Raw genomic sequence first — 23,492 nt, 5'->3', positions numbered from 1 at the left:
CCTTACACTCCTATGCTGCTTTTTGTTTATCCAACCATAAATGTCAGTTCTGCACTGACTACTACCTTTCCATCCACACTTGCGACTGCCTCGCCGACACCGACAGGTCCTTTTCGCCGGATGATCTTCGTCTCCAGACGTACCTTGTCTCCCGGAACGATCTTACCTTTGAATTTACATTTATTGATTCCGCCGAAATATGCAATCTTTCCTTTGTTTTCTTCCAGACTTAAGATTGCAACCGCACCGGCCTGCGCCAGCGCTTCCACAGTCAGTACTCCCGGCATCACCGGTTCTTCCGGAAAATGTCCGGCGAAGAATTCTTCTCTGTAAGACACACATTTATATCCCACTGCGTATTCTCCCGGTACATAATCCTCAATGTAATCCAACAGAAGAAATGGGTGGCGGTGCGGGATGATTTCTTTTATCTGATTGATATCCAAATGATTCATACTGTCCTCCTACACGATGCGGAACAATGGCTGTCCATATTCCACACCTTCCTGATTATTTACCAGAATCTCTGCAACTGTTCCGCTGTAATCGCTTTCGATCTCATTCATCAGCTTCATTGCTTCTACAATTCCGAGTGTCTGTCCTTTTTCTACTCTGTCACCGACTTTTACGAAACTTTCCGCATCTTCCGCAGGTGCTGCATAGAATGTTCCTACCAGCGGGGATTCCACCACATTCCCGACAGGTGTTTCTTCGGCAGATGTTCCCGATATCTGATCTCCTTCTGCTGCTTTTTTTATCTCAGCAGCAGAAGTTGTTACCGCATTCACCGGTGCAGACAGATTTTCCGTCACATAGCATGTATTTTCTTTCTTGCTCAAATGCAATTTGATTCCTTCTTCCTCATATTTAAATCCTGTCAGATCTGACTTTGACACGGCATCTATGAGTTCGATCATTTTCTCCATTTCCATATGCTTTTTGTCCCTCCTGTGATTCTCCGCTAGCCTTCATACCGCTTCAACAATAACACTGCATTATGCCCTCCGAATCCAAGCGAGTTGGTCAGTACATAATCCACTTTCTTCTCAATCGGCGCACCAATTGCATAATTCAGGTCACATTCTTCATCTGCAGTTTCTGTTCCGACAGTCTGATGAATGAAGTTATCCTGAATTGTCTTCACACAAGTAATAAACTCTACACCTCCTGCTGCGCCAAGCAGATGTCCGATCATAGATTTTGTAGAATTGATCACAACATCCTTTGCCGCTTCGCCGAGTGCCAGCTTAATTGCACGTGTCTCGAACAGGTCATTATGATGTGTACTGGTTCCATGTGCATTGATATAATCTACCTGAGAAGGTTCGATCCCGCCTTCTTCCATTGCAAGTTCCATTGCTTTGGCTGCTCCGCTTCCGTCTTCTGCCGGAGAAGTAATATGATATGCATCTCCCGTAGAACCGTATCCGACAAGTTCGGCATAGATGACTGCACCACGTTGTTTTGCATGTTCCAGTTCTTCCAGAACAACTACACCTGCACCTTCTCCGAGAACGAATCCATCCCTGTCTTTATCAAATGGTCTGGATGCCTTCATCGGATCTGTAGAAGTCGAAAGTGCTGTCAGACTTGTGAATCCTGCGACTCCGGTCTCACAGATACATCCTTCTGCTCCACCCGCCAGCATCACTTCTGCGTCACCATACTGGATCGCACGGAATGCATCACCGATGCAGTTTGTTCCACTGGCACATGCTGTGACAACATTCGTGCATTTTCCTTTCAGCCCAAGCTGGATGGAAATATTACCTGCTGCCATGTTCGAGATCATCATCGGAACCAGCAATGGATTGACTCTTCCCGGTCCTTTGGTCCGGATCTTTTCATATTCTTTTTCTACTGCCTGAAGGCTTCCGATACCGGAACCTACGATCACACCGACACGGAACGGATCTTCTTTTGACATATCAAGTCCGGAATCCTCGAATGCTTCTTTCGCCGCCGCTACCGCATACTGGGAAAATGGCTCCATTCTTCTTGCTGCCTTAAAATCCATTCTGTCTTTTGCCTGAAAATCTTTTACCTCGGCCGCAATTTTCACCTTATATTCCGTAGTGTCGAATTTTGTGATCTCTCCGATTCCTACTTTACCTTCTTTGATACCGTCCCAGAACTCCTCTACGGTATTTCCGATCGGAGTCACTGCTCCAAGTCCTGTCACTACAACCCTTCTCTTCATATATCTTAATCTCCTTTACATCACCATACCGCCGTCTACATGCAATACCTGTCCGGTAATATATCCCGCATCCTCTGACGCAAGAAATGCAACCGCATTCGCCACATCTTCTGCTTTTCCGAATTTTCCAAGCGGAATCTGTGCGGCAGACGCTTCTTTTATCTTTTCCGGAAGTACTTCTGTCATGTCGGTCTCGATAAATCCCGGTGCAACTGCATTGACCGTGATTCCTCTGGATGCCACTTCTCTGGCTGCTGTTTTGGTCAGTCCGATCACACCTGCTTTGGACGCCGCATAATTTGCCTGTCCTGCATTACCGCTGACACCTACAACAGATGCCATATTTATAATGCGTCCGCTTCTCTGGCGGATCATCTGGCGGAGCGCAGCTCTTATTGTATGAAATGTTCCCTTCAAGTTTGTGTCCAATACCTTATCAAAATCTTCTTCTGACATCTTCATAAGGAGTCCATCCTTTGTGATTCCTGCATTATTAACCAGAATATCAATTCTTCCCTGCTCCTTGATCACCGTCTCGATGAATTCTTTACAAGCATCAAAATCGGCCACATTACATTGTATGATCACCGCTTTACCGCCTGCAGACTCAACTTCATTCTTTACTTCTTCGGCTCTTTCTCTGGAACCGTTATAGTTGATCACAACTGTTGCTCCTTTTGATGCAAGCTTTACAGCGATTGCTTTTCCAATTCCTCTGGATGCTCCGGTTACAACCGCAACTTTTCCTTCCATTGTCTGATCCATCTTTACGATTCCTCCATACTGTTTCCACCATCTGCGAGTTCCTCACAGACTTTATCCACATCCTCCCACTGGGAAATGTGGAATACTTTCACATTTCGATTGATTTTTCTTAAGAATCCTTCCAGTGTCCTGCCCGGTCCGATTTCGACGAATGTATCCACACCATCTGCGATCATGCGCTCCATGCTCTGCATCCAGCGCACCGGTGAACTGATCTGTGTCGTAAGAAGCCCCGGAGTTTCTCTGATATCCGTTACTTCTTCTGCCGATACGTTTGTCACATACGGAATCTTCAATTCATGAAATCTAGTATTCTCCAGCTCTTCTGCCAGCTTCTCTCCCGCCGGAACCAGCATCTTCGAATGGAACGGTCCGCTGACATTTAACATAATTGTCCGTCTTGCACCTGCTTCTTTTAATTTTCCGGCTGCTTCTTCCACAGCCTTCGTCTTGCCGGTGATAACAATCTGTCCCGGACAATTATAATTTGCAACTGATACATCTGCGATCGGTTCGATCACTTCTTCGATTTTCTCTGCATCCATGGAGATGACCGCACACATAGCACCTTCTCCTGCCGGCACCGTATTCTGCATCAGAATTCCTCTTTTTCTCACCAGACGGATCGCATCCATATCATTCATCCCGCCGGCAATTGCGATCGCCGGATATTCACCAAGACTTAATCCTGCCGTAACATCTGCTTTCAACCCTTTATTCTCTGCAACTCTTGTCATCGCAAGACAAGTGGTAACCATCGCTGCCTGCGTATATTCCGTCAGATCCAGTTTGTCATTTTCTTCAAAGCAGAGTGCTTTCATATCCAGACCAAGCTCCTCACCTGCCTGATCGAATATGTATCTTGCGATCTCACTGTTCTCATAAAAGTCGGCTCCCATGCCGGCTTTCTGAGCTCCCTGTCCGGGATAAATAAATGCAGTCTTACTCATAGAATCCTTTTCCTCCGATCAATGCATCTGTCTCATTCACCAGTTTCTGAACCAGCTCTTTACATGACATTCTTTCTTTTACCATACCTGCAATCTGTCCTGCCATTACACTTCCGTTCTTCACATCGCCTTCTACAACTGCTTTTCTAAGTCCGCCAAGTGTAAGCTTTTCTAATTCTTCAAATCCGGCTCCGGCGTTCTCCAGTTCCAGATATTTTCTCGTCATATCATTGCGAAGGGCTCTGACCGGATGTCCTGTGGTTCTTCCTGTTACTTTGGAATCAATATCCTTCGCTTTGATGATTCTTTCTTTGTAATTCTCATGTACCTGGGATTCATCTGTAACGACAAAATGTGTTCCCATCTGAACACCTTTTGCTCCCAGCATAAATGCGGCAGCGATTCCTCTTCCGTCTGCAATTCCTCCGGCAGCAATAACCGGAATATTGACTGCATCCACGATTTGCGGAACAAGCACCATCGTTGTACTCTCGCCGATATGTCCGCCGGCTTCACATCCTTCTGCTACCAGGGCGTCTGCCCCGCAGCGTTCCATTCTCTTCGCCAGGGCTACAGAAGCAACAACAGGAATAACCTTTACTCCGGCTTCTTTCCACATCTTCATGTATTTCTCCGGATTACCTGCACCGGTGGTCACAACTTTTACACCTTCTTCAACGATTACCTTTGCAACCTCATCTGCATAAGGACTCATCAGCATGATGTTGACACCGAACGGTTTATCTGTCAGTTCTTTTGCCTTGCGTACCTGATCTCTTACCCAGTCTGCCGGAGCACTTGCTGCACCGATGAGTCCCAGTCCGCCGGCTTCAGATACACCTGCTGCCAGATGATATTCTGCTACCCAGGCCATACCGCCCTGGATGATCGGGTATTCAATTCCTAATAATCTGGTTACTTCTGTCTGCATAATCTCTATACTCCCTGTCTTTTTATAATCTCATTTTTATGTTACTGTCCTGTATTTCTTACTCTTTGTGAGCATTTACGTACTCTACAACATCACCTACTGTTACGATCTTTTCCAGATCTTCGGATGGAATCTCGATTCCGTATTCATCTTCCAGTGCCATTGTCAGTTCAAAAAGATCCAGGGAATCTGCTCCGAGGTCATCTTTGAATGATGCATTTTCTGTGATCTTGCTTTCCTCTACTCCTAAGTTATCTGCTACCATTTTTTTAATCTGTTCTAACATGTTTTTGTTCTCCTTCTCATATTTGTTTTTACTGTTTTTTACCATTCCAGAATACTTGCGCCCCAGGTAAGTCCTGCGCCAAATCCCGCGAGGATAATCTTCTGACCTTTTTGCAGCTTTCCGACTCTGTTCAGTTCATCAAGAAGAATCGGAATGCTTGCGGAAGATGTATTTCCGTATTCTTCCAGATTCATCGGAAATTTTTCCAATGGCTCGCCCAGCCGCTTTGCGATTGCTTCTACGATCCTTTTGTTCGCCTGATGTAAGATATAAAAGCTGATTTCTTCCTGAGCCACATTATTTTTTTCCAGCACTTCTTTTACTGCCTGCGGCACGCTCTTTACTGCAAACATAAATACTTCTCTTCCATCCATCTGCATCAGATATTCTTTTTCATCCGTCTTCGGCAGATCTTCCGGCGATAACTCGCTTCTGTCATATCTGCTCCGGCAGCACAGTGCTTCTCCTTTGGAACCATCGGAGTGTGTCACTGGAAGATAATATCTCATATCTTCACTTTTCAGTACCGCTGCTCCGGCACCGTCTCCGAACAGGATACATGTTCCGCGGTCCTTCCAGTTCGTCAGGTTCGACAAACTTTCACTGCCAATGATCAGAGCCGTCTGATACACACCCGCATTCAGATACGCCGCCGCTGTATTATAAGCAACTACGAATCCGGTACATGCCGCACTCAGATCAAAACAGGTTGCACGCTTTGCTCCGAGTTCTCTTTGCACTTCACAGGCTGTACATGGAAGTATTACATTTGAAGAAATCGTAGAAACGATGATCAGATCCACGTCGTCTGCAGTAATACCTGCATTTTCAAGTGCCTGTCGTCCGGCTTGGACGGCCATGGATACCGTCGTCTCTTCTCTGATGATATGACGTCTCACGACTCCGGTTCTCTCCCGGATCCACTCATCACTGGTATCAACCAGTTTTGCAATGTCATTGTTATCCATTACAAATGATGGTACGCAAGATCCTGTCCCACATATTCTTCCAGTCATTCTAAATACCTCTGATTTATTTTGATTCTAAATTATTTTGACTGTCAAAGTATATATCAAGAAATTTTGTTTGTCAAGTATTTTGAATATCAAAATATATTTTTATTTTCCAGGCATCTGGTGTTTACCGGAAATTCATATAATTATGATAATGTATCTTAACTTATAGCAACTTTTCTTCCCACTCTTTTTCTTTGAATCCGGTCAGGACGAAGTTGTCTCCAATTACGAGTGGGCGTTTTACGAGCATTCCGTCGGTTGCCAGGAGTTTTAACTGGTCGTCCTCCGTCATTTCTTTTAGCTTATCTTTCAGGTTCATCTGCTTGTACAACATGCCACTGGTATTGAAGAATTTTTTGAGTTGGAGTCCGCTCATTGTGTACCATTCTTTTAATTCTTCGTATGTTGGATTTTCTTCTTTGATTGCTCGTTCTTCAAATTCTACGTTGTGTGCTTCCAGCCACTTTAATGCTTTCATGCAGGTGCTGCATTTTCTGTATACAAATACTTTCATAATAGATTCTCCTTTTCCATTTTTGCTTATTTTTCACAATATATTATTAGTGTTTCATATCATTCTTCCAACGTTTTATTTCTTCTACACTATGCCCTACTGCTTCTGCAATCATGTCTTCCCTTGCTCCTAATTCAAGCAACTTCATTGCTGTTTCATATTTTCCTTTTTCTTTTCCACGCTCTTCTCCTATTAACTCTCCCGCTTTGTAAATCTTATCCATCTCTTTACACATAATCTCCACTCCTTCCTGTGTCTCTTTCAATACTCTTACCCGCTCTGCCAATACTTTGCTATACATGTCTTCTGCCTTTGTACAATGAAAATCATGCATCAATCTGCCCAGATCTGTATTTTCTTTCATCCGGGCGTTAATATATATAATTTCGCTTTTATCATTATAATCTCTGCCGGTTTCTCTTACAGTCCGTTTGATATGTAAGATGGGTGCAACTTCATTTTCTACTTCCATTTCTTTTCTGCCAGTCACAGCCACACAGTCAAGTACAGCCGATCTTCCCTGTAAATTCTTGTAATCTTTCTGAACAACGACTTCTGTTAATTCCAGATCATCATTTTCAGTAATAACTCTTAATATATATTCCGCACATTCCAGAATATTTAACACGTTCCGCATGAACATATCACTCATCATTGTCAGCTCTGCGACTAACTTCTCATAATATCGGAACCGTTCATTAACAAAACCTGTCTTTAACAAATTCGTATTATTCATAGGCTTCTCCTCTCAGTATAAACTTATCTTTACAGTATTTCAATGCGATAATAATTATATTATCAAGTATATTTGTAAATGATTTTAATCTTCCGTTTCCATCCTTCATAATGGAATCCCACATTTCGAATATCTGATAATTCAACATTTATTTGCTTATTCTTTCGTTATATATTTTGAAAAATTTTGATATATTTATCGATGTATTTCATGATTGGAACGAAATGTTCCTTAACTCAACGAATTATAATATAGAATGATATGTTATAATCATGAATGCACCAGTTTTATCTGATGCATTCACCTAATATGACTTTTTATTTTATCCAATCCTTTTTGCTTTAGAAACCATGCTGGATCTGATATACGTCATTCCTGTGACCAGATAAATGACAGCTACAACAAGAACCGCCAATATACCAGTATTCAAGAACATATTTGCTATTAATGTAAGCAACAATAATATCGGTATTACTTTGTTCAATACAATATACGTCTTATATGCACTTTTGTATATAATTTCTTTTTCTGCTTCATCACAGCTTTCCACCCACTGTTCCGTAAATTTGCTTGAAGTTGGATCACCTTTTTTCTCCGGATGTGCCGCCTGTATCGCTTTTACATAACGTACAGAAAGATAAATATCGTAGAAATAGCACAGTATAAATATAATGCAAGCGAATAAAAAATATCTGGATTTTCCTGATTCTATATACTTCAAAGAATATCCAAAGGATAAAATTATGATGCAGGCCACCTGTGACACCAAATTAACCCCACTGGTCCATGCTCCCCATTTTTCTTCTTCGTAATCCAGTTCATAGAATCTGTCCTCATCTGCATCCTTCATTTCTTTGTATACATTCTTTAACCGGTATAAACTGTATTCACCAACAACTACCGTAACAACCGCGATTATAATCAGAGCTGAAAATATATATTGCTGAATCGTTCCGTTAATCGTTCTGATTCCTGCATCTATTCCTTTTTTCATCAGTTCATAGATGACTACCGACACGCCTCCGGCGATTCCCCCGATTATCACTGCCGCGAGCATCTTCCACGTTGCGGTAAAATAACTACTTTTCTTTTCCTTCATCATTTATCTCCTCTTCATATATAAAAATATCTTCTACACTGACTTCACAAATCTTCGCAATCTTTAATGCGAGTGTTACTGACGGCGAATAGTCTCCTCTCTCTATCTGGCTGATCGTCTGTCTGGATACGCCTGCGAGCTTTCCCATCTCGGTCTGATTGACGCCAAGTCTTGATCTGTATTCCTTCAATCGGTTTAGTAAAGGCAAATGCTCATCTCCTTTATCAATCATATTTTGACAACTTTTCTTGTCATTTAAATTCTAACAGATGACAACTATAGTTGTCAAGTTTCTATTTAATTCACTAAGCCAGATCCCTGAACCGTAATAAAAGGTTAGTTCTCCATTTAATTATTATGGCATGCGAAATCACAGGAATAAACTTACAAGGTCCTATCCTGTGCATACGGACTCATGGTTGGTAATTCTTAAGTAAAAAAGTTGACCATTTGCTCACAAAAAATCCACTGTCTGAGACGAATGTCGAGTTTGGATTTTTTGTGAGTTCGTTTTTAGGTCAACTTTTTTGCTTTAGAATTTCCCCATGTTGGAGTCAGCACAGGATAGGACCTTGTAAGTTTATTCCGATCGGTGACAGCCGCTATAATGCATTAAATAGAAAACATTCCTCCAAACTGCGAAAATCCCAATATACAAGCCGCACATACCAGCATAAATACAATGATTACTTTTACGCCTATAGATATCTTCGCATAACTTTCACAGATCGGAATCTGTTTATACTCCCACTCCGTCTGCATTTTTCTTCTCTTCCATTTCTGAACCAGTGTGATGCAGTCACATATGAAGAATGTGATAATAAATCCAAAGCTGAATACTATGGCTGCTATATAATATCCCGCATCGGCACCTTCGATATCTATCTGCCGTTTGCACAATACTACAGCCGTTACGATCAATAAGAAATTTAGTAATGTATCCACAATAATCATCTTATCTACGATACTTTTCCTGCCGATTTCCTTCATACGCTCCGCTCCTTCCTGTAACAACCGCTTTTCATCCAGGTCTTCTTCTTTTTTCTGTTTCACCGCTTCCAGTTCCGTCTCTAATTCTTTCATATATTTCCTGCATTCACTACATTCTGCTAAATGCTCTTCCACCAGTTTTCTGCTATCTTCGCTGCATACCTTATCCAGATATAACGGTATCAGATCTCTGATAATCTCACATTTCATCATTGCCTGCGCCTCCCATCTTTTCTACGATCATTTTCTTGGCTCTGTAATAGGTCACTCTCGCCCAGCTTTCACTTTTTGAAAATAACTGTCCGATATCTCTGTATGATACCTCTCCCATCACCCGCAGCATGAATACTTCTTTGTACGGTTCCTGTAAGTCATGTAGAATCTTTCGGATGATCTGTCCATTTTCCTGATTGATTATGCCATTTAATAAATCCTCCCCTTGATCTGCATGATTTTCATCTAATTTATTTGCATATCTTTTCTGCTTTTTTGTCCACGCATAATATTCATGCTTCGCAATCTGACATAACCACACCGATAATTTACATTCACCTCTGAAATTTTCCAATTTTTCAAATACAATGGCAAATGTCTGCTGGGTAAGTTCTTCTGCTATTTCCCTGTCTCCGGATAATCTCAGCAGAAAACAATATACCTCTTTTAAATATTTCTGATATACTTCCTCAAAAGATTCCATGAACTCACCTCTCTTCTCTCATTTATATCTTCTTTTACTATTAAGAGTCATTTTTTCTCAATTCGTTACAAACTTTTTTATTTTTATAGACCAAAGGTACTTCCATAAATCCCCTTGACATTTCCTTCTATATCTATTATAGTACTTATCGCAATTGTTTACAAAGTAAACTATTATAAAGGAGCAACTATGAAAGACAAAAACTGGACCGATATCGTATCAAAACAAGGCGACCTCCGGCATTTCGCAAGTATGGCGATCCGGAAATCTGGAAAATCAGAGCACACTTCTGCTCAGGAGATTGATTTTCTGTTCCGGATCGCGCTTTCGGAAGAACCACTGACACCAAGACAGATTACCAGCGCTATGGGCATCAGTAAGACTATCGTAAGCCGCCTGACCGACCATCTGGAATCCAAAGGGTTTATCTGTAAAGAGGCCTCTGCGTCCGACCGCCGCAGTTACTGCATCCGCATTACCGGTGCCGGAAAAGATGAGATTGACCGTATGTACTATTACTATCTGGATCCACTCTATACATTACAGAAAAATATGAAGAAAGAGAAATTCGAGACTTTATTCCAACTAATCCGTGAAGCGAACGAGATTCTTTCTTCACAAAAAAAGTAAAGGAGATTTTATTATGACATTTTACCAGGAACTACAACTAAGCTCGACCGGCTCCAAACAGCTGATAAAAAACACAACTGATAAAAAAGAAAAACGCCGCCACATACTCATTTACAACTTTAAAGTATATCTTGTAATGATATTCTGTGTCGCCGTTGTATCTTTATATAGTAAATTCATCGGAAATGACAACAGTGTTGTCGGAGTTACCGTGCTTCTGGCCGTGCTGGTTCTCAGGCAGGCCGATTTCGGGATCCGTACCACGCACGGGCTTGCCTCTATCGCAGGCATCTACGCAATCCTTATGGCAGGTCCCCGTCTTGCCAACATGGTATCCCCGGTTCCGGCATTCTTTGTCAATGTGGTCTGTATCATGCTGCTGATGATCCTCGGATGCCACAATGTGATCATGTACAATCACTCTACTTTTGTCCTTGGCTATCTATTATTATTTGGATATGATGTAAGCGGACATGCCTACATTTTAAGACTGGAAGGACTCCTTGTCGGAATGATCCTCTGCATGATCATTTTCTATAAGAATCAGAAGAACCGTCCTTACCGGCGTAAATTTTCTCATCTGTTCCAGGAATTCAACATTCATTCCGCACGCAGCAGATGGTATATCAAGCTGACATTCATCGTATCATCGGCGATGCTCATCATGTCCCTGCTCGGACTTCCAAGAGCTATGTGGGCAGGTATCGCATGTATGTCCGTGTGTCTTCCGTTTACAAATGACTGTGTCGCACGTTCCGGAAAGCGTTGGATGTTCAACATCGTAGGAGGTCTGTTATTCGTTGTTCTGTATACGGTTCTTCCGGAGTCTATGTATGCCTATATCGGAATCATCGGCGGAATCGGTGTCGGATATTCGGCAGGATATTCCTGGCAGACAGTGTTCAATACATTTGGAGCGCTTTCCATTGCGTCCGGTCTGTTTGGAATGCCATATGCAGTAGCACTCCGAATTGGTGCCAACCTGTTTGGTTCTGTTTATACGGTCCTGTGCAACAAATTATTCGATAAAGCACACGCTTATTTTCATAGCACCGATTTAAAAACAACGCTCTCTTAAAAAGGGGATGTAGCTTACGCTACATCCCTAATTTTTCTACTATTTCCTGTGCTGCAGGTGTTCCGGCAACGCCACCGACACCGGTTTCTCTCAATGATACGTCCATCTTGTCTCCGACTTCTTTCATCGCATCTATCACCTGGTCAACAGGTATCTTACTTGTAATCCCTGCCAGTGCCATGTCCGCTGCCGCCAGCGCATTCACTGCACCGCCTACATTACGTTTCACACACGGTACCTCTACCAGACCTCCTACCGGATCACATACAAGTCCCATCAGGTTCTTCAATGCCATCGCACAGGCATGTCCGATCTGATCCGTATCTCCGCCTTTGATATAGCAGATTGCCCCGGCTGCCATTCCCGAACCGGAACCGATCTCTGCCTGACATCCTCCCGATGCTCCCGCAAGATATGCCCGGTTGGCAATGATCTGACCAAGTCCGGCTGCCACATACATGGCTTCTATCATCTTTTCTTCCGGAACATTGTATTCTTTATAATAAGTAACAAGTACTGCCGGAAGTACACCGCAGGCTCCTGCTGTGGGTGCCGCAACAATTCGTTTCATACAGGCATTATTACACCCCATCTTCAGTGCATTAGACATCACCTTTGAGACAAAATTCCCACACAACGGTTCTTCATTCTCACGGTAATTGTCCATAAGCCCGCCTTCTGTTCCGACCAGACCACTTCTTGATACCTTGTCTGGTTCATAAGCATCCAGCGCATCCAGCATGGACTGCCACATATACTTCATCTTTTCCCAGGAATCTTCTATCTTCACATCCCTCTCCTGTGCATCCTCTAACTGGATTGCTTTCCAGAATGGAATGTTCTCTTTTTCCCCTCTCAGTTTCGCCTCTTCCATTGACTGATATGACATATCTTCTTTTCCTCCATTATCTATACCGATCCGTTCGGATCAAGAAATTTCACACGGATAATTCCCGGCTTGCTCTCCAGTTCATCGATCGCACTCTGCGGAATCACCTGATCTGTCTCTACAACCATAACAGCCGTTCCGCCACGCTTGTCACGGAATACCTGCATGGTCGCCACATTGATCTCAGCTTTACTGAGTGCAGCGGCCACCTCCATGATCCGTCCCGGCTCATCCACATTCCGGATGATCAGTGTACAGCTCTCTCCACTGAAATTTACATCAATCCCATCCAATTTACAGACACAGATGCGTCCGCCTCCGATGGAATGTGCCTGGATCTTCATCTGCGGCACACCTTCTGCTTCCATAATAATCTGAGCAGTATTCGGATGTGCACCCTTAATGTTCTTGTTCTTCATTACAAAATCCATCCCCATGTCTTTTGCAACTTCGTAACTGTCCGGTATGCGCATATCATCCGGCATCATCCCCAATAAACCGGCAATCAATGCCCTGTCCGTTCCATGTCCCTTTCCTGTTGCGGCAAACGAGCCATGCAAGATAACCTCCGCCTTCTCCGGCTGACGGCCGAATAACTGTCTTGCCACCATACCGATCCTGACTGCCCCTGCTGTATGCGAGCTGGATGGACCTACCATTACCGGTCCTAAAATGTCGAATATATTTCCCATATTCTTTTCCCTTTCTTTTTTACTATAACTATCCCCTTCCCCATCTTTTTCAAGTGTCGGATAGTTACGTATTTTGGTATATTCTATTTACTATTATACGTTCCCATCTCATCTTTTACAATGGTCAAAGATTGTTTTTTCCTCTCTGATATGCTAACATTTTATAACGCAGGACCGGATATCTGATATAGAAGCTTTAAGGTATCCTCCCAGCCTATGATAAGGAAGTGTATAGCATGAATAAAAAAGAAGTTCTGGAGATCCGCAGACAGTTTTCTCCTGAAAACTGTGCCATCACACGCATCTGCGGATGTTATGTGGATCACGAAAAAGAGAAAAAAATGGAAATGAAAAAAGCCTTCTTATCTTTACCCGAAGAAGAGGCTTTCAAATATTTTGACATCTTCAAACACACCCTTTCCGGAACAATCGGAAAGAACCTCATCAATATGGAATTCCCGCTCGACCAGGAATTGAATGGCGGCACACAGGAATTTCTTATGAGATTAAAGAACAGTAAACTTCAGGATGACCTTCTTCTGGAGGAATTCTATGATAAGGTCGTGGAAAGTTATGAATACGGCGAAAACTACTACATCATCCTGATCCATGCCGTATACGATGTTCCCGGTAAGACCAAAGATGGTCTGGAGATGGAGGACGCCTCCGATACCGTATATGAGCACATCCTCTGCAGCATCTGTCCGGTCAATCTTACGAAAGCCGGACTTACTTACAATGCACAGACAAATAACATTGAAGACCGTATCCGCGACTGGTTCGTAGAAGCTCCGGTCAAAGGATTTTTATTCCCTGCATTCCAGGATCGTGCAACAGACGTACATAATGTCCTTTATTACACAAAGAAACCAGAAGAATTACAGCCATATTTCGTAGAACACGTCCTTGGAAGCACTACTCCACTGACTGCCGGTGATCAGAAAACAACCTTCCAGGTAATCGTAAGTGATACCCTAGGCGAAGACAGTGACTACGAAGTGGTCCGTAACATCCATGATAATTTAAATGAGATGATCGAACAGACCAAAGAAGAACCGGAACCGCTGGAATTATCCAAAACTGATGTCAGAAAGCTCCTGACACGCAGCGGAGTTGCCGAAGAGAAGCTGGAATCATTCGATGATGAATTCGATGAGACCGTCGGCATACACGGAACCCTGCTCGCATCCAACATCGCCAGTGCTAAGACTTTCCAGATTGAGACACCGGATGTGGTAGTTAAGGTTAATCCGGAACGAGCCGACCTGGTAGAGACGCGTGATATCGATGGACGCCGCTGTCTGGTAATTGCGATCGATGATCATCTGGAAGTAAACGGGATCGAAATCCATTAGATTTGAAGAAAAAATTAAAAAAATTTCAATTTTTCACAAAAAATGTTTGCATTTTCCGTCAGACTATGATAAGATACTTTTTGTCAAGCGGAAATGGCGGAATGGCAGACGCGCTAGATTCAGGTTCTAGTGGGAGCAATCCTGTGAGGGTTCAAGTCCCTTTTTCCGCATGAAAAAACCTTGAAGATTTGTTCTTCAAGGTTTTTTATTTTTTCTGAATTATGATTTTATTTACTTCTTTTTATGCGCTCCCGCAGTTCCTCAAATATCTCCTTATGCTGCCCGACCTGCATCTTCGGGAATGCCTTCACAAGACGCTCACCAACTTTTGTACGGTTCTCTGCCATCTCTTCGTATTTCGCTTTTAATTCCTCTATACGAGCTTTCTTCTCCTCCCTGAATTCCATACCTTCCATTACATTCTCATAGATATTCTCGCCGACCTTATCAGACAGTTCCTTCAGCTCGGCTGCAATCTTCTCCATTGCTTCCAGTCTGCGGTTCATCTTAAGGATACCGGAAGCTGTTACATACAGATCCGCAAGAAGTCCGACCGCCAGACATGCCATAACTACAATTCCCAGAACGAGCGGAATCATCGTCAGCACTTTGTAGATCAGCGGATGGATAATCTTCACGATCAGGACGCAGAACACTCCCCAGATCAGCGAAAACAACACACATACATATCCACCAATATTCAATGGCTGTTCCGAATAATCCCACCATTTATTATGAAAGATCTTCTCCAGCAAAAATCCGGTAATCCCTTCGATCACAGTCACAAGTATGGTAGAACTGATATACAGCAACACCAGGTTATTCTCAACCGGCGTCAGAAACTGTACTACAACACCAACCCCTATTCCATATACCGGACAGATCGGTCCATTCAAAAATCCACGGTTTACAAACTTGCCCTGTTTTGCTGCTGCATATGCGACCTCCGTGCACCATCCCAGGAATCCATATACAAAAAATGATAATGCGAAATAATATAACTCTGTCAAATATCCTCTCTCCTTCTTTGTCATTATATTAATAAATTTTATTATACGTGATTCCACTTTATTTCTCAACAAACTTCTTTTTCAGATCTGTTAAGCTTTTATTTCATATAATACAAATCTAAATTTTTTCTTACAACTTCGTGAATATTCTGTGACCACTCTTGAGAGTTTTTTTCAAACATTATAAAATAGAAGATGGGTATAAATAGGAGGGATTAACAATGAGTTTAAATAACAAGAAAAAAACACCAACTGCTTCTGATGTTTTTGACGATGATTTCGAAGTGATCTACGAAGGTGATCTTCCGGACATCTCTATCGATGATGACGATGATGATGATTACCGTGATGTATTATCCGGATTATCCGATATTGATCATACCGATTATATCAGAAAAAATGATTATGACAGATTAACAAAAAAATTAAAGGATAAAAACAGGAAAATTTCCAGAAAAAGCAGGAATCAAAAAGGAAAAGCTAATTTCTTTGATACCAGCTATTATGATGAGGATTTCCTTGATGAGTTAGATGATGAGCTTTATGATGATGACATTGCCATGGATGATGATTATGATGATTCCCGCAATGGTCGTAAAAAAGAGAAAAACCGCCGAAAAAAACGTGGGGTTAAAATTCCAAATGTCGCAAAACCGGTTGCAAAAACCGCAAAAACGGGAGGAAAAATCTTATTCAAATTTATCAATTTTCTGTTAAGAATGGGAACGCTGCTATTGATCGCATGGATCATTTATCTTTTGGGACTGCATTTCCTGACAAATGTAGGTCCTTTTGGTAACATTATTTCCCGTCTGACAGCTGCAGATCAGGAACTGATCGCCTATCTTGCGGTTGCCGGAGTATTATTGCTTTATGAGATTATTATCTTTTTCTGTGTTCTCGGCGGAAGCAGGAAGCAGGGCCGTGATGGAAATACCATCGATAACGGCCGGGGGCTTACATCCTTTATCATTATCGCAGCCGGCTCTTATCTGTCTGCTGTGTTTGCAAGTCTCATTCCGCAGATTCCTGCCGCACTCCAGGGAATCCAGAGTGCATTGACTGTTTACGGAAGTTTAAAGAATACATTACTTCCAATCTGTGCCGCAGGAGTTGTAAGCTGTATAATCCGGAAATTTATTATAAAATAGTCAAAAAACACCGAGGCAGAATTGAATGCCCGGTGTTTTTTCATTTCTTTTATTTTTTCTTTTTAACACGGATTTTTCTGATCAACTTTCGTATCAGCCAGATAATCACTATAATCAGAAAAAGAAGTCCCGCACAGATTCCCACGATCATTCCGGCAAATTTATTCGGATGTTTTAACAGATCTGCAATATTCCTGCTGTCTTCCACTACTTTCCGCCCGTGTGTCGTACTATAGTAATCAGAAACATTTGCTATTCCGTCTCCGTCTGTGTCTTCAAACGACTGCATATATCTTGCAATTGCCACCCATGCCTTTAATTCTGTCTTGCCGTCTGTAATTGCCTCATCTTCCAGATTCTTTATCAGTTTACCATTCTTATCCTTCGGTTCAATCTTTAATAATCCATATGATACATCCGTGACAGAGCCCAACATCTGTCCTGTATACAGATCTGTCACAACCTTGTATAATTTATCATCCTGTATCTCTTCTCTCTTCCCGTCTTTGGTCAGATAGCAGTCTGTTACTTTATTCAGAATCATGCGATGCGGATTATAAGTAAAGTTCATTCCACTGCAATATAATCTTGCAGTCGTCATATAATCAGAAACAGACGCATCTACTTCTGCTACCAGCTTTAATTCTTTTCCGGTTAAATATGCAGTGATCAGTGGATAACCGGCAAGACCGTCTTTACCGATCCCCAGTGAGAAAGAATTATAAACCTTTTCTACCGTAATATCACCTTTTGTGTATGTGTCACGCACCGTTCCACTTGGCACAACCGCCACATCTACCGGCCTGCCGTCATATCCTTCGGAATTTTCCACCGCATACACATAGGCGTCAGATATAATGTCTCCCAGATTCAGTTCTTCATGCTTTGTTTCCATTTCCCCAAGGCTGTTGAACTTAATATCATTTTCTGCAAGTACCTGATCTTTTGTATAACCGAAATTTACCAGATAATTGGTATCAACAGTATCCATAAATTTATCAATCTGCTTTTGGGCTGCCTGATCAGATTTTACATTCTTTGTTACCGGAATCAATTTATAAGTATTCATTTTCCAGCGTTTATCTTTCTTCTGGGTCATGGAAATGCTTCCAAGATTTCTACCGTATTCCCCACAGGATACGATATAAGTATTCCCATGTCTGATTGGCTGGTCTAATTGCGTATGTGTATGCCCGCTGATGATCAGATCAATATCTGGTACTTCTTTCGCCAGAGTCTCGTCTTCTGATACTTTCTCATCTTCCCATGTCCCACTGTGGGAAACGCATGCGATCATATCGACATCTTCTTTTTTCTTAATCTCTTCTACTGTATTTTTTGCTGATTCCACAGGATCCTTAAACTCAAGTTCACAGGTAGGTGCACATTCTAATGCATCTTTCCCGAATACCCCAAGAACCGCTATCTTTACACCGCCTTTTTGAATAACCACATAATCCTTTACTCCATATGTCTCAAATGCGGATTCTATCTGTTTCTGCCCTTTGCTTAATCCTTCTTTTTCCATGGCATCCCAGTCTACATTACACACTACAAGCTTCGGAACTGTCTCCCCAGAATTCTTTGCAGTCTTCAGCATATCTGCAAGTCCGCCGGAACGGTAATCAAATTCATGATTGCCAAATGTCGTAACATCACAGCCCAGATATCCAAGCATCCTAAGTTCTGCCGCTTCTGTTGTGTACACTGTCTGGATCAGGGTTCCCATGGAAAAATCTCCTCCGTCCAGGATAAGTGTATCCGGATTTTCTTTCTTCTTTTCATCGATCAATGTTTTGATCCTTGCAAAGCCTCCGACCTCTTTTTGTTTCCCATTTACGATCGTAGAATAGCTGTTCAGATGCGAATGTGTGTCATGCGTAAATAATACATCCAGATGTTTTTCCCCATCTGCAGCCTCGGTCTGCACTCCCGTCAGCAGCGGCATGCATAACATTACGATCAAAATCAGCACAATAACTCTTTTTACTCTTCTCATATATTTTTCCTTTCTTTTTTATATAAAGAGAACTACCGGCAGCAGATTCTCCTGTTTACCTTCGTATGCAAAAAATCCCGAAGAACTGCATCATATCATACTGTTCTCGGGATTATCTTTTCATGCGGATGACAGGACTTGAACCTGCACGTCGTGGACACTAGATCCTAAGTCTAGCGCGTCTGCCAATTCCGCCACATCCGCTTAATAAAAACGCAAATCCTTCTTATTCTGAAAGATCTGCGTTTTTAAATACTGAGCGTGCGGGGATTCGAACCCCGGACAACTTGATTAAAAGTCAAGTGCTCTACCACCTGAGCTACACGCCCATAATAAACTGGGCTAGTTGGATTCGAACCAACGAATGCAGGAGTCAAAGTCCTGTGCCTTACCGCTTGGCGATAGCCCAATAATAAAGAAAAAGGGTGGGTAATGGGACTCGAACCCATGATATCCAGAACCACAATCTGGCGCGCTAACCAACTGCACCATACCCACCATATTACTTATCGAACTGTCTTTTGTCCAACTAAGTATCACCGTATTAAATTTTGTGGTTCAAACGAGCCTGGGGGGATTCGAACCCTCGACCTACGGCTTAGAAGGCCGTTGCTCTATCCAGCTGAGCTACAGACTCATATCTCTGACCACACCCAAAACAAATTGTTTCGGGAAAGCGGGTGATGGGAATCGAACCCACGTATCCAGCTTGGAAGGCTGGTGTTCTACCATTGAACTACACCCGCATGACGTATCGGGGTGACAGGATTCGAACCTGCGACCTCCTGGTCCCAAACCAGGCGCTCTAGCCAAGCTGAGCCACACCCCGATGGTGTTGTTTTGTATCACTTTTTGTTACCGCTCCGTGACACAAGACATATTATATATGAGTACCAACTAAATGTCAACAACTTTTTTTATTTTTTTATTTTTTCTTCAAGTAGTCCGGAAACCCTTGAAAATACAAGGATTTTCCGGACTCTCCCTTTACGGATTCAGATATTCCTGTGTAATCTCCATTTTTCCGTTGTCATCAATCTGCATGAGCATATAACTCGGCTTTCTCCCCTGTTGTCTTGGATAACAGAGGCTTCCCGGGTTCAACGTAATCAGATCTTTTTCTTTTTCATAAAACGGCCGGTGTGTATGCCCATACATTGCAATGTCGGCACCACGCCCTCTTGCCTCCTGTTTCAGTCGTTCTTCTCCCATAGATACATAATATCCATGTCCGTGTGTAATAAATATATGATAGCCCCCGATCATGAACTCTTCCTCTCCCGGAAGACCGGAAAAAAAGTCATTATTTCCACGCACCATATGTACCGGGCAGTCCGCAACTGCCGGAATATAATCCTCATCGCCTTCTACGTCGCCGAGATGTATCAACATATCCAGCGGCTGTTCTTTTTCTATCACACGGTCAAAATTCCTGTGTGCCCCATGCGTATCACTTATGATCAGTATCTTCATATTCTCTTATCCTAACTATTCTTCTGTCTGCTTCTTTTGTCTGTTTCTTTTGAATTCTATCTCTGTTCCAGGATTTTACGGATTTTTTTCAATCCTTCCCCTCTGTGACTCAGTTCGTTCTTCTTTTCCGGCGATAGTTCCGCACTGGTACATCCGCATTCCGGAAGAAAGAAGATCGGATCATAGCCGAATCCATTCTCTCCTGCAATCTTATGTCCAATAATTCCTTCCATCGTTCCTCTGACTACTTCACAGCAACCATCCGGCATAGCTGCTGCAATCGCACAGACGAATCTTGCTGTACGCTTTTCATCCGGCACACCGTCCAGACGGTCCAGAAGGGCCTGATTCTTAATATCATACGAAGTATCTTCTCCCATATATCTCGCAGAATAGATTCCCGGTTCTTTATTCAGATAATCAATCTCCAGGCCGGAATCATCTGCCAGAACGACTGCATGTGCATACTCCGGCATCTCATGTGCGATCTTTGCAATCTCTGTTGCTTTGATCATCGCATTTTCTTCAAATGTCATTCCATCCTCTATCACGTCTGCTTTGATTCCTGCTTCTTTCTGAGAAAGGATCTCCACTCCCAGATCACTTAAGATCGCACGAATCTCTATCATCTTATGTTCATTGCCTGTTGCAAATATAATTTTATCCATCTTATTTCTTCTCCTGTCTGTCCGACGGACGTCCGGCCTTTGGCGGCTTTGGTCCTAAGAACTGGTAAAAATATGTCTTTAACATTCCGTTATAAATCTTACGGTTACGATCGGCTTTCCGTCCGAAATAGCGTTCTGCATCTTCATAAGATGTAATCATATACGCAGACCAGGAATCCAGATTCTTAAAGCTCTCTCCGAATGCCTTATATAATGCCGGCAGATCCTTCTTATCTTCCAGCCTTTCTCCATACGGCGGATTCGTAATGATGAATCCATATTTCTTTGGATGACTTAAATCTTTCACATCTCTTTCCTGGAAATGAATCAGATGATCGACACCCGCCTCTCTCGCATTACGTCTCGCGATCTTGATCACAGATCCGTCTACATCGTATCCCTGGATATCAACTTCGATATCATCGTTAATCAGTTCATTCGCTTCATTTACCGTCTCATACCAGAGCTTCTTCGGGATCAAGTTCGTCCATTCTTCTGCCGTAAAGGAACGATTCATCCCCGGTGCGATATTCGCTGCGATCATTGCTGCTTCTATCGGAAATGTACCACTTCCGCAGAACGGATCTACCAGAATTCTGTCCTTATGCCATGGAGTCAGCATGATCAGTGCTGCTGCCAGTGTCTCTGTGATCGGTGCTTTTCCTGATACTTCACGGTATCCTCTTTTATGCAGAGATACACCGGATGTATCGATTCCAACCGTCACAACATCCTTTTTCAGGAAGACACGGACCGGATATGCTGCTCCGTCTTCCGCAAACCATTCTACCTGGTACTTTTGCTGCATTCTTCTTACCATCGCTTTTTTCATCACTGACTGGATATCCGACGGGCTGAATAATTTACTCTTTACAGATGCCGCTTTTGCAACCCAGAATTTTCCATTTTCCGGGATATAATTTTCCCAGTCCAACACTCTGGTATTCTCAAATAACTCTTCATAGCTTGTTGCTTTAAAACTGCCTACTTTCAGAAGAACTCTCTCCGCTGTTCTGAGAAATATATTTGCACGGCAGATTGCCTCTGCGTCTCCCCAGAAACCGACCCTTCCGTCTTCTACTTCCGAGATATCATATCCCAGATCCAGTATCTCTCGTTTTAATACCGCTTCCAGCCCAAAATGACAGGGAGCGATCAATTCCATTTTTTTCATTTAATTCTCCATTATCTGCTCTATTCATGCAGTACAACTGCATTCCATCTATTATTTTCTACTTACTTATCTTACTGATAACCGCCTCTCTTTGTCAACCCATTTCACATATAGAACCTCCCGGTTCTCCACCCGGTCTCCTGCTTTTGGAAGTTCGTTACACATACATGGCGGCAAAAAAGCAGGACGCACTTTTGTACGTCCTGCACGGAAACTCTTTGTTACTAGTAGCTGCTGTTCTCATTTCCATAATTGTAAGAATTCTTGTCTTTCGCATCTTTGTCATATGCATTTTTGTTGTTTGCATTCTTGTCTGTTACATTTCTGTCCGATGCATTCTTTCCATATACGTTCTTGTTCGATGTGTTTCTGGATGCATTTCTGTTCGATGTGTGCTTGTCCGCCTCGTTATGACAGTTTTCTGATGAATTGTAATTTTTAGCCATTTTGAATTCCTCCTAATCACTTTTTGTTACGTGATTAGTATGTCCTGACATTTTCCAATTATGCATCCCGGCACATATTAAGATTTTTTTAATATTTTTCTTGATTTTTATTTTTTACTATATTATACTGTTGGTGTAGAAAGGACACTTTCTACAACCCCTTATTAATTATTTATACTCCCCTCAAAAGACCGATGGCTCCCCCATCGGTCTTTTACTTATTATCTATTCACCTTCTCCTGCCGTTAATCAGCTTAATGATCAGACACACGATCAGAAGCGGCACGAATATCGGTGCAAGCAGACTGATAATTCCTCCGACCACCGCCACAACCAATACAACAATTCCTATAATTCCAAGGATCAGAACCAGTTTCTTCCACCAGGTATCAAGCCCAAAGACGTGTGTGCCCCTGTACCCGGATTCGCTGCCATAGTCCTGTTCATAAGAATTCTCTCTTCGTCTTCCCGGCTCATAGCTGTCATATGATTCCTGTGTGTTTCCTTTCATTTCTTCCGAAGTAATAATATTCTTTGCAATTGCCCATGGATCCCCCAGTTCTTCGATCACATCAGACTCTCTGCGTCCTTTCCGCACTTCTTCCGTGATATAATCGTTGTAATAATTCACATTCTCCTGTATTACACTTCCCGAAAGGTCATTGACAAGTGCTTTTTTTAATTTATCTAAAAATTCTCTTTTCGTCATGATTGCCCTCCTTGCAGGATTTTAACATACTTTG

27 protein-coding genes and 8 tRNA genes are annotated in these 23,492 nt (G+C 42.5%); 5 read left to right on the top strand and 30 right to left on the bottom strand.

Annotated features, from left to right (window positions below; genetic code table 11):
• Window positions 1-26 precede the first annotated feature (26 nt).
• The 14 genes from fabZ to GT508_RS04145 form a co-directional block, all read right to left on the bottom strand.
• Complete coding sequence (gene fabZ / locus GT508_RS04210; RefSeq protein ID WP_055281842.1) at window positions 27-455, bottom strand: 3-hydroxyacyl-ACP dehydratase FabZ; 429 nt, start codon at window positions 453-455, stop codon at window positions 27-29.
• A 9-nt stretch (window positions 456-464) separates the two neighbouring features.
• Window positions 465-932: an acetyl-CoA carboxylase biotin carboxyl carrier protein gene (gene accB, locus GT508_RS04205; protein WP_118225467.1), complete on the bottom strand. Its 468-nt coding sequence runs from the start codon at window positions 930-932 to the stop codon at window positions 465-467.
• Between the two features lie 29 nt (window positions 933-961).
• Window positions 962-2,200: a beta-ketoacyl-ACP synthase II gene (gene fabF / locus GT508_RS04200; protein WP_055281846.1), complete on the bottom strand. Its 1,239-nt coding sequence runs from the start codon at window positions 2,198-2,200 to the stop codon at window positions 962-964.
• A gap of 15 nt (window positions 2,201-2,215) precedes the next feature.
• Complete coding sequence (fabG, locus tag GT508_RS04195) at window positions 2,216-2,965, bottom strand: 3-oxoacyl-[acyl-carrier-protein] reductase (protein ID WP_055180671.1); 750 nt, start codon at window positions 2,963-2,965, stop codon at window positions 2,216-2,218.
• Between the two features lie 2 nt (window positions 2,966-2,967).
• Entirely contained in the window at window positions 2,968-3,915 is a 948-nt protein-coding gene (fabD, locus tag GT508_RS04190; RefSeq protein ID WP_161143627.1) for an ACP S-malonyltransferase, read from the bottom strand.
• Window positions 3,908-4,846, bottom strand: coding sequence for an enoyl-[acyl-carrier-protein] reductase FabK (fabK, locus tag GT508_RS04185; protein ID WP_028088545.1), 939 nt, complete (start codon window positions 4,844-4,846; stop codon window positions 3,908-3,910). Before fabK ends, fabD begins: the two co-directional genes overlap by 8 nt.
• A gap of 58 nt (window positions 4,847-4,904) precedes the next feature.
• Window positions 4,905-5,132: an acyl carrier protein gene (locus GT508_RS04180; RefSeq protein ID WP_006428212.1), complete on the bottom strand. Its 228-nt coding sequence runs from the start codon at window positions 5,130-5,132 to the stop codon at window positions 4,905-4,907.
• Window positions 5,133-5,170: 38 nt separating this feature from the next.
• Window positions 5,171-6,148, bottom strand: coding sequence for a beta-ketoacyl-ACP synthase III (locus GT508_RS04175; RefSeq protein ID WP_161143626.1), 978 nt, complete (start codon window positions 6,146-6,148; stop codon window positions 5,171-5,173).
• Window positions 6,149-6,311: 163 nt separating this feature from the next.
• Complete coding sequence (locus GT508_RS04170; protein WP_028088547.1) at window positions 6,312-6,662, bottom strand: arsenate reductase family protein; 351 nt, start codon at window positions 6,660-6,662, stop codon at window positions 6,312-6,314.
• 46 nt (window positions 6,663-6,708) lie between these two features.
• Window positions 6,709-7,398, bottom strand: coding sequence for a hypothetical protein (locus GT508_RS04165; RefSeq protein ID WP_161143625.1), 690 nt, complete (start codon window positions 7,396-7,398; stop codon window positions 6,709-6,711).
• 322 nt (window positions 7,399-7,720) lie between these two features.
• Window positions 7,721-8,497 carry a DUF3169 family protein gene (locus GT508_RS04160; RefSeq protein ID WP_161143624.1) on the bottom strand — a complete coding sequence of 259 codons (777 nt, stop codon included), beginning with the start codon at window positions 8,495-8,497 and terminating at the stop codon, window positions 7,721-7,723.
• A complete protein-coding gene (locus GT508_RS04155) occupies window positions 8,478-8,705 on the bottom strand; it encodes a helix-turn-helix transcriptional regulator (protein ID WP_028088072.1) in 228 nt (75 codons plus the stop codon). The genes GT508_RS04160 and GT508_RS04155 overlap by 20 nt, the downstream gene beginning before the upstream one ends.
• A gap of 404 nt (window positions 8,706-9,109) precedes the next feature.
• The gene (locus GT508_RS04150) at window positions 9,110-9,700 is read right to left on the bottom strand and encodes a zf-HC2 domain-containing protein (protein WP_161143623.1); all 591 of its coding nucleotides are present in this window, start codon (window positions 9,698-9,700) and stop codon (window positions 9,110-9,112) included.
• The gene (locus GT508_RS04145) at window positions 9,687-10,184 is read right to left on the bottom strand and encodes an RNA polymerase sigma factor (protein ID WP_161143622.1); all 498 of its coding nucleotides are present in this window, start codon (window positions 10,182-10,184) and stop codon (window positions 9,687-9,689) included. Before GT508_RS04145 ends, GT508_RS04150 begins: the two co-directional genes overlap by 14 nt.
• A gap of 189 nt (window positions 10,185-10,373) precedes the next feature.
• On the opposite strand from GT508_RS04145, the gene GT508_RS04140 reads away from it, so the two are divergent.
• Together GT508_RS04140 and GT508_RS04135 are read left to right on the top strand one after the other, a co-directional pair.
• A complete protein-coding gene (locus GT508_RS04140) occupies window positions 10,374-10,814 on the top strand; it encodes a MarR family winged helix-turn-helix transcriptional regulator (protein WP_028088074.1) in 441 nt (146 codons plus the stop codon).
• A 13-nt stretch (window positions 10,815-10,827) separates the two neighbouring features.
• On the top strand, window positions 10,828-11,892 hold the full coding sequence (locus GT508_RS04135) for an FUSC family protein (protein ID WP_161143621.1): 1,065 nt from the start codon (window positions 10,828-10,830) through the stop codon (window positions 11,890-11,892).
• Between the two features lie 19 nt (window positions 11,893-11,911).
• Here the strand turns inward: GT508_RS04135 and sdaAA are convergent, their stop codons facing one another.
• Together sdaAA and sdaAB are read right to left on the bottom strand one after the other, a co-directional pair.
• Complete coding sequence (gene sdaAA, locus GT508_RS04130) at window positions 11,912-12,781, bottom strand: L-serine ammonia-lyase, iron-sulfur-dependent, subunit alpha (RefSeq protein ID WP_161143620.1); 870 nt, start codon at window positions 12,779-12,781, stop codon at window positions 11,912-11,914.
• A gap of 20 nt (window positions 12,782-12,801) precedes the next feature.
• Window positions 12,802-13,473, bottom strand: a complete 672-nt coding sequence (sdaAB, locus tag GT508_RS04125; RefSeq protein ID WP_028088076.1) for an L-serine ammonia-lyase, iron-sulfur-dependent subunit beta — start codon at window positions 13,471-13,473, stop codon at window positions 12,802-12,804.
• A 236-nt stretch (window positions 13,474-13,709) separates the two neighbouring features.
• On the opposite strand from sdaAB, the gene GT508_RS04120 reads away from it, so the two are divergent.
• The gene (locus GT508_RS04120; RefSeq protein WP_161143619.1) at window positions 13,710-14,828 is read left to right on the top strand and encodes a DUF4317 domain-containing protein; all 1,119 of its coding nucleotides are present in this window, start codon (window positions 13,710-13,712) and stop codon (window positions 14,826-14,828) included.
• Window positions 14,829-14,915: 87 nt separating this feature from the next.
• A tRNA-Leu gene (locus GT508_RS04115) sits at window positions 14,916-14,998 on the top strand.
• Window positions 14,999-15,055: 57 nt separating this feature from the next.
• On the opposite strand, the gene GT508_RS04110 is transcribed toward GT508_RS04115, so the two are convergent.
• On the bottom strand, window positions 15,056-15,862 hold the full coding sequence (locus GT508_RS04110; protein ID WP_118225458.1) for a putative ABC transporter permease: 807 nt from the start codon (window positions 15,860-15,862) through the stop codon (window positions 15,056-15,058).
• A gap of 197 nt (window positions 15,863-16,059) precedes the next feature.
• On the opposite strand from GT508_RS04110, the gene GT508_RS04105 reads away from it, so the two are divergent.
• Window positions 16,060-16,989: a hypothetical protein gene (locus GT508_RS04105; protein WP_161143618.1), complete on the top strand. Its 930-nt coding sequence runs from the start codon at window positions 16,060-16,062 to the stop codon at window positions 16,987-16,989.
• Between the two features lie 49 nt (window positions 16,990-17,038).
• Here GT508_RS04105 and GT508_RS04100 read toward each other — a convergent pair whose 3' ends face one another.
• The 13 genes from GT508_RS04100 to GT508_RS04040 form a co-directional block, all read right to left on the bottom strand.
• The gene (locus GT508_RS04100) at window positions 17,039-18,988 is read right to left on the bottom strand and encodes a bifunctional metallophosphatase/5'-nucleotidase (RefSeq protein ID WP_161143617.1); all 1,950 of its coding nucleotides are present in this window, start codon (window positions 18,986-18,988) and stop codon (window positions 17,039-17,041) included.
• A 123-nt stretch (window positions 18,989-19,111) separates the two neighbouring features.
• Window positions 19,112-19,192: transfer RNA gene (locus GT508_RS04095), tRNA-Leu, on the bottom strand.
• 52 nt (window positions 19,193-19,244) lie between these two features.
• A tRNA-Lys gene (locus GT508_RS04090) sits at window positions 19,245-19,317 on the bottom strand.
• Between the two features lie 8 nt (window positions 19,318-19,325).
• Window positions 19,326-19,397: transfer RNA gene (locus tag GT508_RS04085), tRNA-Gln, on the bottom strand.
• A 15-nt stretch (window positions 19,398-19,412) separates the two neighbouring features.
• A tRNA-His gene (locus tag GT508_RS04080) sits at window positions 19,413-19,486 on the bottom strand.
• 65 nt (window positions 19,487-19,551) lie between these two features.
• A tRNA-Arg gene (locus GT508_RS04075) sits at window positions 19,552-19,625 on the bottom strand.
• A gap of 38 nt (window positions 19,626-19,663) precedes the next feature.
• Window positions 19,664-19,734, bottom strand: a tRNA-Gly gene (locus tag GT508_RS04070).
• A gap of 8 nt (window positions 19,735-19,742) precedes the next feature.
• Window positions 19,743-19,817, bottom strand: a tRNA-Pro gene (locus GT508_RS04065).
• Window positions 19,818-19,975: 158 nt separating this feature from the next.
• Window positions 19,976-20,461, bottom strand: coding sequence for a metallophosphoesterase family protein (locus GT508_RS04060; protein ID WP_028086436.1), 486 nt, complete (start codon window positions 20,459-20,461; stop codon window positions 19,976-19,978).
• A gap of 56 nt (window positions 20,462-20,517) precedes the next feature.
• Window positions 20,518-21,129, bottom strand: coding sequence for an RdgB/HAM1 family non-canonical purine NTP pyrophosphatase (rdgB, locus tag GT508_RS04055; protein WP_028086435.1), 612 nt, complete (start codon window positions 21,127-21,129; stop codon window positions 20,518-20,520).
• A 1-nt stretch (window position 21,130) separates the two neighbouring features.
• A complete protein-coding gene (locus tag GT508_RS04050; protein ID WP_161143616.1) occupies window positions 21,131-22,303 on the bottom strand; it encodes a THUMP domain-containing class I SAM-dependent RNA methyltransferase in 1,173 nt (390 codons plus the stop codon).
• 224 nt (window positions 22,304-22,527) lie between these two features.
• Complete coding sequence (locus GT508_RS04045; protein ID WP_138377247.1) at window positions 22,528-22,749, bottom strand: hypothetical protein; 222 nt, start codon at window positions 22,747-22,749, stop codon at window positions 22,528-22,530.
• 229 nt (window positions 22,750-22,978) lie between these two features.
• On the bottom strand, window positions 22,979-23,458 hold the full coding sequence (locus tag GT508_RS04040; RefSeq protein ID WP_138377246.1) for a DUF1700 domain-containing protein: 480 nt from the start codon (window positions 23,456-23,458) through the stop codon (window positions 22,979-22,981).
• Window positions 23,459-23,492: the final 34 nt, after the last annotated feature.

Origin of the sequence: Dorea sp. BIOML-A1, assembly GCF_009875615.1 — a bacterium.
GTDB lineage: Bacteria > Bacillota > Clostridia > Lachnospirales > Lachnospiraceae > Dorea_A > Dorea_A amylophila.
This window is presented reverse-complemented; position numbering and strand designations above follow the sequence as displayed.

Bases quoted from the DNA above. Each gene is read 5' to 3' on its own strand.
- fabZ (WP_055281842.1), bottom strand. From the start codon at position 455: ATGAATCATTTGGATATCAATCAGATAAAAGAAATCATCCCGCACCGC.
- accB (WP_118225467.1), bottom strand. From the start codon at position 932: ATGGAAATGGAGAAAATGATCGAACTCATAGATGCCGTGTCAAAGTCA.
- fabF (WP_055281846.1), bottom strand. From the start codon at position 2,200: ATGAAGAGAAGGGTTGTAGTGACAGGACTTGGAGCAGTGACTCCGATC.
- fabG (WP_055180671.1), bottom strand. From the start codon at position 2,965: ATGGATCAGACAATGGAAGGAAAAGTTGCGGTTGTAACCGGAGCATCC.
- fabD (WP_161143627.1), bottom strand. From the start codon at position 3,915: ATGAGTAAGACTGCATTTATTTATCCCGGACAGGGAGCTCAGAAAGCC.
- fabK (WP_028088545.1), bottom strand. From the start codon at position 4,846: ATGCAGACAGAAGTAACCAGATTATTAGGAATTGAATACCCGATCATC.
- GT508_RS04180 (WP_006428212.1), bottom strand. From the start codon at position 5,132: ATGTTAGAACAGATTAAAAAAATGGTAGCAGATAACTTAGGAGTAGAG.
- GT508_RS04175 (WP_161143626.1), bottom strand. From the start codon at position 6,148: ATGACTGGAAGAATATGTGGGACAGGATCTTGCGTACCATCATTTGTA.
- GT508_RS04170 (WP_028088547.1), bottom strand. From the start codon at position 6,662: ATGAAAGTATTTGTATACAGAAAATGCAGCACCTGCATGAAAGCATTA.
- GT508_RS04165 (WP_161143625.1), bottom strand. From the start codon at position 7,398: ATGAATAATACGAATTTGTTAAAGACAGGTTTTGTTAATGAACGGTTC.
- GT508_RS04160 (WP_161143624.1), bottom strand. From the start codon at position 8,497: ATGAAGGAAAAGAAAAGTAGTTATTTTACCGCAACGTGGAAGATGCTC.
- GT508_RS04150 (WP_161143623.1), bottom strand. From the start codon at position 9,700: ATGATGAAATGTGAGATTATCAGAGATCTGATACCGTTATATCTGGAT.
- GT508_RS04145 (WP_161143622.1), bottom strand. From the start codon at position 10,184: ATGGAATCTTTTGAGGAAGTATATCAGAAATATTTAAAAGAGGTATAT.
- GT508_RS04140 (WP_028088074.1), top strand. From the start codon at position 10,374: ATGAAAGACAAAAACTGGACCGATATCGTATCAAAACAAGGCGACCTC.
- GT508_RS04135 (WP_161143621.1), top strand. From the start codon at position 10,828: ATGACATTTTACCAGGAACTACAACTAAGCTCGACCGGCTCCAAACAG.
- sdaAA (WP_161143620.1), bottom strand. From the start codon at position 12,781: ATGTCATATCAGTCAATGGAAGAGGCGAAACTGAGAGGGGAAAAAGAG.
- sdaAB (WP_028088076.1), bottom strand. From the start codon at position 13,473: ATGGGAAATATATTCGACATTTTAGGACCGGTAATGGTAGGTCCATCC.
- GT508_RS04120 (WP_161143619.1), top strand. From the start codon at position 13,710: ATGAATAAAAAAGAAGTTCTGGAGATCCGCAGACAGTTTTCTCCTGAA.
- GT508_RS04110 (WP_118225458.1), bottom strand. From the start codon at position 15,862: ATGACAAAGAAGGAGAGAGGATATTTGACAGAGTTATATTATTTCGCA.
- GT508_RS04105 (WP_161143618.1), top strand. From the start codon at position 16,060: ATGAGTTTAAATAACAAGAAAAAAACACCAACTGCTTCTGATGTTTTT.
- GT508_RS04100 (WP_161143617.1), bottom strand. From the start codon at position 18,988: ATGAGAAGAGTAAAAAGAGTTATTGTGCTGATTTTGATCGTAATGTTA.
- GT508_RS04060 (WP_028086436.1), bottom strand. From the start codon at position 20,461: ATGAAGATACTGATCATAAGTGATACGCATGGGGCACACAGGAATTTT.
- rdgB (WP_028086435.1), bottom strand. From the start codon at position 21,129: ATGGATAAAATTATATTTGCAACAGGCAATGAACATAAGATGATAGAG.
- GT508_RS04050 (WP_161143616.1), bottom strand. From the start codon at position 22,303: ATGAAAAAAATGGAATTGATCGCTCCCTGTCATTTTGGGCTGGAAGCG.
- GT508_RS04045 (WP_138377247.1), bottom strand. From the start codon at position 22,749: ATGGCTAAAAATTACAATTCATCAGAAAACTGTCATAACGAGGCGGAC.
- GT508_RS04040 (WP_138377246.1), bottom strand. From the start codon at position 23,458: ATGACGAAAAGAGAATTTTTAGATAAATTAAAAAAAGCACTTGTCAAT.